The sequence below is a fragment of the Roseibium sp. genome, assembly GCF_965216085.1.
In the GTDB taxonomy this organism is placed as follows: Bacteria; Pseudomonadota; Alphaproteobacteria; order Rhizobiales; family Stappiaceae; genus Roseibium.
In genome coordinates this window covers 2,904,323-2,916,722 of the sequence record NZ_OZ244138.1, presented here as the reverse complement: position 1 = coordinate 2,916,722, position 12,400 = coordinate 2,904,323, and the positions used below count along the sequence as shown (strand labels likewise).

General features: G+C 57.0%; 2 protein-coding genes. One reads left to right on the top strand and one right to left on the bottom strand.

The window, feature by feature from the left end; translation table 11 throughout:
• Positions 1-105: 105 nt before the first annotated feature.
• On the top strand, positions 106-1,410 hold the full coding sequence (locus ACOOFE_RS13755; RefSeq protein WP_420415447.1) for an HlyD family type I secretion periplasmic adaptor subunit: 1,305 nt from the start codon (positions 106-108) through the stop codon (positions 1,408-1,410).
• Positions 1,411-1,751: 341 nt separating this feature from the next.
• Here the strand turns inward: ACOOFE_RS13755 and ACOOFE_RS13750 are convergent, their stop codons facing one another.
• Positions 1,752-12,098: a cadherin domain-containing protein gene (locus tag ACOOFE_RS13750; protein ID WP_420415446.1), complete on the bottom strand. Its 10,347-nt coding sequence runs from the start codon at positions 12,096-12,098 to the stop codon at positions 1,752-1,754.
• Between the last annotated feature and the right edge of the window lie 302 nt (positions 12,099-12,400).

Here is a 12,400-nt window from a genome sequence, read left to right as displayed (position 1 = left end):
CCAGTAACGTTAAAATGTTTGGAAAATCAGCCCGTTGATTCAGATGATGTTTACACTAATAGGACATTCTTTTTTTGATTAAATTGGGCAAGTAACCAGTACACCATGTTCAGCCGGAAAGCGTCAGCAGAAGATATCTCTCTGGATATGCCGTTGGAATTGGAAGAGGGGCCGCCGCCGGTCGCTTATTCTAGGGTCCTGCGGATCCTGTCCATTGGGGCGGCTGCCTTTTTGGCGTGGGCTGTCATTGGTCAGGTGCGGGAAGTTGCCAACGCAACAGGTGAGATCGTTCCTGCCGGCAAGGTGCAGACTGTTGGGCACCTGGAGGGCGGGATTGTCGCCGAAGTCCTCGTTCAGGAAGGTGAGCTGGTCGAAAAAGGCGATCCCCTCATCCGATTGCAGCAAACGGCGACATCCAGCGATCTGGAGAAGGTCAACACGCGCTTGCAATTCCTAGCGCGCGAAGAAATGCGCTTGTCCCGTGGCGGTGCAGAAAGCCTGAGTGGCGGCAATCTTGATTTTAGCGAAGCCCAGCAGGCGGCTTTTGTTGCGCGCCAACGTGCCTTTGAGCAGGAACAACAGGCTCTTAAAGCGCGGATCAGCGAGAAGCAGGCCGAACTTGTGAGTGTGGTCGACCGGACTGCGCTTCAAAAGACCCAGGTGGAAATCGAACAGGAAAAATTCAGTATTCAGGAATCCCTGTTCAAACAGGGATACACGTCAAAACGCCGGTTTCTGGATGCGAAATCTTCTCTGCAGGAAGCACAAAGCGAGTTGGCAGAACTGGTTGGTTTCGAAGGACGGACCCGCGCCCAACTTGCAGAGGCCGAAGCAAGTCTGGCGCAATCTGTTGCCAAGGCCGAAGAAGAGTTGGCCGAAGAACGCAGTCAGATCGTCCAAGAACGCAACGAGCTGACCTTTGAGGCTGAAAAACAGCGTGACCGGTTTGACCGGTTGTTCGTCCGTGCGCCAATCAGCGGCCATGTCAAAGCGTTGTCTTTAAAAGGCCCGGGCAGCGTTCTCGCCCCCGGTGATGTGGTTGCGGAGATTGTACCGACCGACAGCGATCTTGTTGCCGAAGTGAAGATCTCGCCGCGCGATATCGGTCATATTGAAGTGGGAGACGAAGCGGAAATCGCGATTACCACTTTTGATCCGAACATTCAGGGGACATTGACCGGCGCCGTCTCCTTGATTTCCGCCTCCAGTTTCCGCGATGAGAACGGTGACTATTATTTTAAGGCCTTGGTGCCGCTGACGACCAATCAGATCGGTGAGGGCAGCCGCGCCGAAACCATCTCGCCCGGTATGGTCGTGGACGCTAAAATCGTGACCGGTTCAAAGTCCGTGATGCAGTATCTGCTTAAGCCTGTGACCCGTGCAATCGGCGACCCGCTCAGCGAACGTTGATTTCTTAGAGCCAAAGCTGTCTGAAACCTTATGTGCATCAACGCGTAAACCGTTACATGTGCACCGTATCGGCGGCCTATTCTTTCCAGTAATCTGCCGCATTTTAAAACGCTCTATACCTGTAAGTCATAGCGATTTAATACCTAATTGGGTCGCACGGTGCGCTCTTATCGAGCGCGATATTATCGTATAAATTTGCTCTAAGCATCTGCAGATACGGAAATAGTTTGACCAATTTTCTGCTGTTTAACGGCACACCCCTTACCAGTCGGTTTTGAACCAAAAAAAGCCCCACCTTTCGGAGGGGCTTTTCGTTAGTTCCCGCTGTCCGGTGACATCAGCTACCAGCGGATCTCTTCAACATCGGTGAAATTGACTTGCGAAGAGTCTGAGAAGTCGACAGCACCAGCTGCGTCATCCGACAAGTCGAGGCTTTGGTTTTCTGTGTCAGTCGCATCAACCGAGCCGCTGGAGATCGTTTCCGTCCAATCCGTCCCGTAATCGCCGACTGCGCCGCCGGAATCACTGCCGCTCATATCGATAACATCCGTCCAACCGCCGCCCGAGCCGCCGTAGATGGTGTCATTACCGTCTCCGAGGCCATGCATGAACAGGTCTGAGCCATCTCCGCCGATCAAGCTGTCGGAGCCAGTACCTCCGGTTAGTGTGTCATCGCCGGATTGGCCATAGATCACATCATTGCCCGCGCCGCCATCGATTGTGTCGTTGCCAGCTTCGCCAAAGACACGGTCAACCCCCTCGCCGCCGTCAATCACATCAGCGCCGTCGCCGGTCCACAACGTGTCGTCACCAGCTCCGGCGTTGACAGTGTCGACCGCAGCATTCGTGCCTGTGTCAAAAACATCGTTGCCGTCGCCGAGGTTGAAGGTCATATCGGTGTCGCCACCATAGACTTTGTCATCAAAATCCGTGGTGGTGACTTCTTCGAGATTCGAATAGCTGTCGCCAGCCGCATCTCCAGAAAAGCCGCCTGCGGAGGTGTTCGTGTATTCGCCATCAATGCCGGATGAATCTGTGTCCTGCATGGCAAGGTGAACCGCTTCCGTTGAGTTGGAGTAATCCACGTGGTCTGTGCCGGCGCCGCCATCGATGGCATCGACACCCGAGCCGCCGATGAAGGTGTCGTCGCCGTCACCGCCGGTCAGCGTGTTGGTGCCGTCTCCGCCGGTCAAAGTGTCGTTACCGTCACCGCCATTCAGTGTGTCATCACCAATGGAGCCGACGAGTGTGTCATTGCCTTCACCGCCAATCAGCGTATCACCTTCCGTCGTCACGTAATCCGTATCCAGACGGTTTGCATAAAGGCTGTAGTCACCGAGTTCAGTGTCGAGCGAAATGCCCTGAATAGGTCCGCTGGTGAGAAGCGTGGCGTCGTCATTGGAAGCGTATTCCGGCGCCAGATAAACATCGCCGTTGTCCAATTGGATTACAACGGCTGTGAAGGTGCCTGTTGACCCGTCGGTAAAGGTGACAGTTGCGTCATACCCTTGAACGGCATCCAACCCATAATCAGATCCTTCGATCGTGAAGGTCTCTGCAGTACGGTTGTTATCATTGTCCTGCAGGATCTCATCGCCATTGGTGTTGTTTGCTGTGGCATCGACGATTTGCGTATACAAGGGTTCGTCGGACGTGCCATAGGAACCCAGCAAATCGCTTGCGTTTTCCGAGGCGCTATTGGATTCATCCGGGTCGATATCGGCGGTGTTTCCAAGCCGGATTAGAGAATAATTACTGCCGACTTCGCCACTGGCGCCAACCGTTTCATAATCATCATCAGCAGCGTAAAGCGAATCGTCACCGGCACCGCCATCCAGCGTATCACTGCCGTCAAAGCCGTACATGATGTCGGTCAGACCGGTGCCCGTCAGCGTATCGGCATCATCTGTGCCCAGATAAATCCCGACAGATTCCGAATACGAATTGCCGCCGGAGTCAGTAACTTGAACGGTTACAGTGTCATTGTAGGCAGTCGACGCGTCGTGGTCGCTGACAAGACTGATTTCGCCGGAGCTTGAATCAATCGCGAATTTGCCGTCGGCTGTGTCGGTCAGAGAATAGGTGAAGGTGTCACCGGCATCGGCGTCCGCGACAGTGGCCACTTCAGCAACGACGCTGCCGGCGCTGATCGTGCCGTTTTCGATCCTCAGATTTTCATTGCCAGTAAAGGTCATGTCAGTCGGCGTTTCATCAGCCGTATCGGAGACATTGACAGTGAAATTCTGCGTGGACGTGGATCCATCCGAGCTGGTCGCGGTCACTTCAATGGTGTGACTTGTTGCGGCCTCGTAGTCGAGGTCGCCAGCAACCGTCACGACACCGGTGTCAGCATCAATCGCGAATTTACCGCCAGCATCATCAGACAGATTGTAGGTCACATCGTCACTGACATCGCTGTCTTCTGCTTGTGCTGTAATGCCGACTTCCGTGCCGATTGCGGCATCCTCGGCAACAGTATTTGCGGCGGCATCGGCATCGGTTGTGGCGCCGACAGACGTTTCGTTGACATCGTTTACACCGACCGAAAAGGTTTCCTGCGACGTTGATCCGTCCGTAGATGTGGCCGTTACCGTAATGTCGATGGAACCTTCGGTTTCAGCGTCGAAACTCGCGCCTTCTGCAACGGTTACAGTACCATCAGCTGCGACTTCAAACCGGTTGTCGTCGATAGAATAGGAAACCTCGTCGGTACTGTCGCTGTCGGTGGCGATGGCTGTCACGCCGACGGTTGTACCGGCTGCTGCGTCTTCATCAACACTGTTGGCCGAAGCATCCGCGTCGGTAACGGCGGATACTGCCTCTTCATTGACGTCGGAGACGTCGATCGTGAAGGTTTCTTGGCTCGTTGAGCCGTCGGTCGAGGTGGCCGTTACAGTGAAGTCGATGGAACTTTCTGTTTCATGATCAAAAGACGCATCGGACGCGACCGTCACGGTGCCATCGGCCGCGATCTCGAAGCGGTTGTCGTCGATCGTATAGCTGACTATATCGTCGGCATCGGTATCTTCAGCGAAGGCGGTGACACCGACTGTTGTTCCGGCTGAGGCGTCTTCCGCAATGGTGTTGGCCGTAGCGTCGGTGTCGGTGATGGCACCAACATCGAATTCGTCGACGTCGGAAACGGCAACGGTGAAGGTTTCCTGGGACGTGGTGCCATCGGTGGAGGTCGAGGTCACCGTGATGTCGATGGAACCTTCGGTCTCTGCATCAAAGGCCGCGCCTGCCGCGACCCGGACGGTGCCATCCGCATCGACAGTGAAGCGGCCGTCGTCAACGGTATAGGAAACGGTGTCGGTTGCGTCGTCGTCGGTTGCGCTGGCTGTGATACCAACCGCGGCGCCTTCGCTCGCATCTTCGGCAATCGTATTGTCGGAGGCATCGGTGTCAGTCGTCGCGGAAACGTCAGCTTCGTTCACATCGGAAACGGCAACGGTGAAGGTTTCCTGGGACGTTGTTCCATCGGTGGAGGTCGAGGTCACCGTGATGTCGATGGAGCCTTCGGTTTCCGCATCAAAGGCAGCGCCAGCAGCCACGCGGACGGTACCGTCCGCATCAACGGTAAAGCGGCCATCGTCGACAGAATAGGAGACGGTATCAGTCACATCGTCATCGGTAGCGCTGGCGGTGATACCAACGGCCGTGCCTTCGCTGGCATCTTCGGCAATGGTGTTGTCCGAGGCGTCTGTGTCGGTCGTGGCCGAGATATCGCTCTCATTTACATCCGATACGGCAACGGTGAAGGTTTCCTGGGACGTGGTGCCATCGGTGGAGGTCGAGGTGACCGTGATGTCGATGGAGCCTTCGGTTTCCGCATCAAAGGCAGCGCCAGCAGCCACGCGGACGGTACCGTCCGCATCAACGGTAAAGCGGCCATCGTCGACAGAATAGGAGACGGTATCAGTCACATCGTCATCGGTAGCGCTGGCGGTGATGCCAACGGCGGTGCCTTCAGAAGCATCTTCGGCGATGGTGTTGTCCGAGGCGTCCGTGTCGGTCGTGGCCGAGATATCGCTCTCATTTACATCCGATACGGCAACGGTGAAGGTTTCTTGGGACGTCGTGCCGTCGGTGGAGGTGGACGTCACGGTAATATCGATGGAGCCTTCGGTTTCCGCATCAAAGGCAGCGCCAGCAGCCACGCGGACGGTACCGTCCGCATCAACGGTAAAGCGGCCATCGTCGACAGAATAGGAGACGGTGTCGGTCACATCATCGTCTGTGGCGGATGCTGTGATGCCAACAGCCGTGCCCTCAGAAGCGTCCTCGGCAATCGTATTGTCAGCAGCATCCGTATCGGTCGTGGCCGAGACGTCGCTCTCGTTCACATCGGAGACGGCGACGGTGAAGGTTTCCTGGGACGTCGTGCCATCGGTGGAGGTGGACGTTACGGTGATGTCGATGGAGCCTTCGGTTTCCGCGTCAAACGCGGCGCCTGCCGCCACGCGGACCGTTCCGTCGGCATCGACGGTGAAGCGGCCATCGTCGACAGCGTAGGAAACGGTGTCGGTCGCATCATCATCGGTCGCGCTGGCGGTGATGCCAACGGCCGTGCCTTCAGAAGCATCTTCGGCGATGGTGTTGTCGGAGGCGTCTGTGTCAGTCGTGGCGGAGACGTCGCTCTCGTTGACGTCGGAGACGGCAACGGTGAAGGTTTCCTGGGACGTGGTGCCATCGGTGGATGTCGACGTCACAGTGATATCGATGGAGCCTTCGGTCTCCGCATCAAAGGCAGCACCTGCGGCCACGCGGACCGTACCATCCGCATCGACCGTGAAGCGGCCATCGTCGACGGAATAAGAGACGGTGTCTGTGACATCGTCATCAGTGGCCGATGCTGTGATACCAACGGCCGTGCCTTCAGAAGCATCTTCGGCAATGGTGTTGTCCGAGGCGTCTGTGTCGGTCGTGGCCGAGATATCGCTCTCATTTACATCCGATACGGCAACGGTGAAGGTTTCCTGGGACGTCGTGCCATCGGTGGATGTCGACGTCACAGTGATATCGATGGAGCCTTCGGTTTCCGCATCAAAGGCAGCGCCAGCAGCCACGCGGACGGTACCGTCCGCATCAACGGTAAAGCGGCCATCGTCAACGGTGTAGGAAACGGTGTCGGTTGCGTCGTCGTCGGTTGCGCTGGCTGTGATACCAACCGCGGTGCCTTCGCTCGCATCTTCGGCAATCGTATTGTCGGAGGCATCGGTGTCAGTCGTCGCGGAAACGTCAGCTTCGTTCACATCGGAAACGGCAACGGTGAAGGTTTCCTGGGACGTCGTGCCGTCGGTGGAGGTGGACGTCACGGTAATATCGATGGAGCCTTCGGTCTCGGCATCAAAGGCAGCGCCTGCTGCCACGCGGACCGTGCCATCGGCATCAACGGTAAAGCGGCCATCATCGACAGAATAGGAGACGGTATCAGTCACATCGTCATCGGTAGCGCTGGCGGTGATGCCAACGGCGGTGCCTTCAGAAGCATCTTCGGCAATGGTGTTGTCCGAGGCGTCTGTGTCGGTCGTGGCCGAGATATCAGCTTCGTTCACATCGGAAACGGCAACGGTGAAGGTTTCCTGGGACGTCGTGCCGTCGGTGGAGGTGGACGTCACGGTAATATCGATGGAGCCTTCGGTTTCCGCGTCAAAGGCAGCGCCTGCTGCCACGCGGACCGTGCCATCGGCATCGACGGTGAAGCGGCCGTCGTCGACGGAATAGGACACGGTGTCTGTGACATCGTCATCAGTGGCCGATGCTGTGATACCAACGGCCGTGCCTTCGCTGGCATCTTCGGCGATGGTGTTGTCGGAGGCGTCTGTGTCGATCGTGGCCGAGATATCGCTCTCATTTACATCCGATACGGCAACGGTGAAGGTTTCCTGGGACGTCGTGCCATCGGTGGACGTCGAGGTCACGGTGATGTCGATGGAGCCTTCGGTCTCCGCATCAAAGGCAGCACCTGCGGCCACGCGGACCGTACCATCCGCATCGACCGTGAAGCGGCCATCGTCGACGGAATAAGAGACGGTGTCTGTGACATCGTCATCGGTCGCGCTGGCGGTGATGCCAACGGCGGTGCCTTCGCTCGCATCTTCGGCGATGTTGTTGTCCGAAGCGTCTGTGTCTGTGGTCGCAGAAACGTCAGACTCGTTAACGTCGGAGACGGCAACCGTAAACGTTTCCTGCGATGTCGTGCCATCGGTGGACGTTGAGGTGACCGTGATATCGATCGAGCCTTCGGTTTCCGCATCAAAGGCAGCACCTGCGGCCACGCGGACCGTACCATCCGCATCGACCGTGAAGCGGCCATCGTCGACGGAATAAGAGACGGTGTCTGTGACATCGTCATCGGTCGCGCTGGCGGTGATGCCAACGGCGGTGCCTTCGCTCGCATCTTCGGCAATCGTATCGTCGGAGGCGTCTGTGTCAGTCGTGGCGGAGACGTCGCTCTCGTTCACATCGGAAACGGCAACGGTGAAGGTTTCCTGGGACGTTGTTCCATCGGTGGAGGTGGACGTCACGGTAATATCGATGGAGCCTTCGGTTTCCGCGTCAAAGGCAGCGCCTGCTGCCACGCGGACCGTGCCATCGGCATCGACGGTGAAGCGGCCGTCGTCGACGGAATAGGACACGGTGTCTGTGACATCGTCATCAGTGGCCGATGCTGTGATACCAACGGCCGTGCCTTCAGAAGCATCTTCGGCAATGGTGTTGTCCGAGGCGTCTGTGTCGGTCGTGGCCGAGATATCGCTCTCATTTACATCCGATACGGCAACGGTGAAGGTTTCCTGGGACGTCGTGCCGTCGGTGGAGGTGGACGTCACGGTAATATCGATGGAGCCTTCGGTTTCCGCGTCAAAGGCAGCGCCTGCTGCCACGCGGACCGTGCCATCGGCATCGACGGTGAAGCGGCCGTCGTCGACGGAATAGGACACGGTGTCTGTGACATCGTCATCAGTGGCCGATGCTGTGATACCAACGGCCGTGCCTTCGCTGGCATCTTCGGCGATGGTGTTGTCGGAGGCGTCTGTGTCGGTCGTGGCGGAGACGTCGCTCTCGTTGACGTCGGAGACGGCAACGGTGAAGGTTTCCTGGGACGTCGTGCCATCGGTGGATGTCGACGTCACGGTAATATCGATGGAGCCTTCGGTTTCCGCGTCAAAGGCAGCGCCTGCTGCCACGCGGACCGTGCCATCGGCATCGACGGTGAAGCGGCCGTCGTCGACGGAATAGGACACGGTGTCTGTGACATCGTCATCAGTGGCCGATGCTGTGATACCAACGGCCGTGCCTTCGCTGGCATCTTCGGCGATGGTGTTGTCGGAGGCGTCTGTGTCGGTCGTGGCGGAGACGTCGCTCTCGTTGACGTCGGAGACGGCAACCGTAAACGTTTCCTGGGACGTCGTGCCATCGGTGGACGTCGAGGTGACGGTGATGTCGATGGAGCCTTCGGTCTCGGCATCAAAGGCAGCGCCTGCTGCCACGCGGACCGTGCCATCGGCATCAACGGTAAAGCGGCCATCATCGACAGAATAGGAAACGGTGTCGGTCACATCATCGTCTGTGGCGGATGCTGTGATGCCAACAGCCGTGCCCTCAGAAGCGTCCTCGGCAATCGTATTGTCAGCAGCATCCGTATCGGTCGTGGCCGAGACGTCGCTCTCGTTCACATCGGAGACGGCGACGGTGAAGGTTTCCTGGGACGTCGTGCCATCGGTGGAGGTGGACGTTACGGTGATGTCGATGGAGCCTTCGGTTTCCGCGTCAAACGCGGCGCCTGCCGCCACGCGGACCGTTCCGTCGGCATCGACGGTGAAGCGGCCATCGTCGACAGCGTAGGAAACGGTGTCGGTCGCATCATCATCGGTCGCGCTGGCGGTGATGCCAACGGCGGTGCCTTCAGAAGCATCTTCGGCGATGGTGTTGTCGGAGGCGTCTGTGTCAGTCGTGGCGGAGACGTCGCTCTCGTTGACGTCGGAGACGGCAACGGTGAAGGTTTCCTGGGACGTCGTGCCATCGGTGGACGTCGAGGTCACGGTGATGTCGATGGAGCCTTCGGTCTCCGCATCAAAGGCAGCACCTGCGGCCACGCGGACCGTACCATCCGCATCGACCGTGAAGCGGCCATCGTCGACGGAATAAGAGACGGTGTCTGTGACATCGTCATCGGTCGCGCTGGCGGTGATGCCAACGGCGGTGCCTTCGCTCGCATCTTCGGCGATGTTGTTGTCCGAAGCGTCTGTGTCTGTGGTCGCAGAAACGTCAGCTTCGTTCACATCGGAAACGGCAACGGTGAAGGTTTCCTGGGACGTCGTGCCGTCGGTGGAGGTGGACGTCACGGTAATATCGATGGAGCCTTCGGTCTCGGCATCAAAGGCAGCGCCTGCTGCCACGCGGACCGTGCCATCGGCATCAACGGTAAAGCGGCCATCATCGACAGAATAGGAGACGGTATCAGTCACATCGTCATCGGTAGCGCTGGCGGTGATGCCAACGGCGGTGCCTTCAGAAGCATCTTCGGCAATGGTGTTGTCCGAGGCGTCTGTGTCGGTCGTGGCCGAGATATCAGCTTCGTTCACATCGGAAACGGCAACGGTGAAGGTTTCCTGGGACGTCGTGCCATCGGTGGAGGTTGAAGTCACCGTGATGTCAATAGAACCTTCGGTTTCCGCGTCAAAGGCAGCACCGGCCGCGACCCGCACCGTACCGTCCGCATCGACCGTAAAGCGGCCGTCGTCGACTGCGTAGGAAACGGTGTCGGTCGTGTCTTCATCGGTTGCCGATGCCGTGATGCCCACAGCCGTACCTTCGCTGGCATCTTCGGCGATGGTGTTGTCAGAGGCGTCGGTGTCGGTCGTGGCGGAAACGTCAGACTCGTTGACGTCGGTTACGTCGATAGTAAAGGTCTGATTGGACGTTGACCCATCTGTCGAGGTGGACGTTACAGTAACATCGATAGAAGATTCAGTTTCCGCATCGAAGCTTGCACCGTCTGCGACGGTGACCGTGCCGTTGGCTGCAACTTCAAACCGGCCGTCATCGACAGAGTAAGACACCGTGTCCGTGGCATCGTTGTCAGTCGCGGATACCTTTATGCCAACGGTTGTACCAGCACCAGCATCTTCCGCGATGGTGTTGGCCGACGCATCCAGATCTGTCGTTGCAGAAACACCAAATTCATTTTCATCCGACACTTTGACGGAGAATGTTTGGCTCGATGTTGAACCATCGCTCGAAGTTGCGGTGATTGTGAGACTGATCGCGCCTTCGGTTTCAGCATCAAAACTCGCGCCTTCAGCAACTCGAACCGTGCCTTCTGCGTCTATGGTGAAGCGGGGATCGTCAACGCTATAAGATACTGTAGCTGATACATCCTCATCGCTCGCAAAAGCAGTGATGCCGACAATGTCACCGGCTTCCGCGAATTCCGAAATCTGATTGAAGGATCCATCAACATCCGTTACCGCACCGATGTCAAATTCATCAACATCTGCAATGGTCAGTGTGAAGGTCTGTGACGATGTCGAGCCATCCGTTGATGTTGCTGTGACGGTCAGGGACACAGAAGGCTCAGTATCAGCATCAAAGCTGGCTCCGTCCTTGGTCGTAACAACACCATTCTCGTCGATTTCGAAACGGGAATCGCTAACGGAATACGTGACGCTGTCCGATGCATCGTTGTCAGAAGCTTCGACGGTAATGCCGGTATAAGTTCCGCCTTCCGCATCTTCCGAAAAACCGTCGGCAGCGCTATCGGTATCCGCGACATCGGTGATGCCAAATTCGTTGACGTCCTGAAGAACAATCGTGAAGGTTTGGGTTTCAGTGGCGCCATCAGAAGCCGTGACCAATACTTCGATCGTGTGGCTGCCGGCTGTTTCCGCGTCGAGTTCACCTGCAACGGAAACAATTCCTGTCACCGGATCGATGGTGAACAAACCGCCGGCGTCATCAATCAGGCTGTAGGTGACCGATGCGCCATCGGCAACATCAGCAAACGCTTGAATCCCGGTTGAATCGCCGATGCCAGCGTCTTCTCCGACAGAATTGACGGCTGTGTCAGCATCAACCACATCTTGTAGTTCCGAAGCGACTGGGCCAGCTGCGACATCACTCTCAGCGTCCGGCAACGCGGCAGAGGCGGCCGGGAAAGCAGAAGCCCCGCCATCTGAGCCGGCTTCTGTGTTTTGCGCAGGATCAGACCCGCTTTCGGGCACAAGTCGGCTCCGGCTCGATGCGCCGCCTTGGATCGTCTGGTCCTGGCTGCCGCCTGAAGGCGATGAGGTACCAGAACCGGCAAACGACGAGTTTTCATCGCCTGTGAACGATTGACCGCCCGACTGGCCTGCATCAACACCAAAGGCTTCCGAGGCTGCAGCGCTTGCAAGCGGATCGACAACCGCTTGTCCGCTTACGTCGGAAGTCCCATCCTCAACGAAAGCTGTGTAATCCTTGGCGTCATCATCAGTGCCCAGATGCAGATTGGCGTTGACCTGTTCCATGGTCTCGCCGAGATCTTGCTCAAGATGATAGTCATGAGCCTTGTCGAGCTTCGGATCACGTGTGTCCAGAAAACCGGAATTCAGGTAATTGTCCGAAGACAAAGTTGTTTGGCTTTCTCCCCCAGAGGAAGAATTATCTTTTTGAGCCGGTTTCCGGGTTTCTGCTTCGGTAGCCATTGCGAACGCGCTTTTCACACAATTGTCGATACTGACAAGCAATACGTTCAGCGTTAATAAAGCGGAAAAATATACCCGTAAGTAATGCGAAAGCTTTCGGAAAATCCGCAGAACCCGTTGCTAAGGTAAACGTTTTTTAAACCCGAAAGGTCCAGCTTTAATCAGCTTGCAAGTGATTCTGGCAGTCGTATGTTGAAGTTTGTTTCGTCGAGTTTTTTTCTCCCAAAACTGCGCATCCGTCATTCTTTGACGGGGCAACGGATCTCGTCGCCTTCACTTCCGGCTGATGTCATCTTTGCATC

Coding starts and splice junctions, on each gene's coding strand:
- ACOOFE_RS13755 (WP_420415447.1), top strand. CDS start 106: ATGTTCAGCCGGAAAGCGTCAGCAGAAGATATCTCTCTGGATATGCCG.
- ACOOFE_RS13750 (WP_420415446.1), bottom strand. CDS start 12,098: ATGGCTACCGAAGCAGAAACCCGGAAACCGGCTCAAAAAGATAATTCT.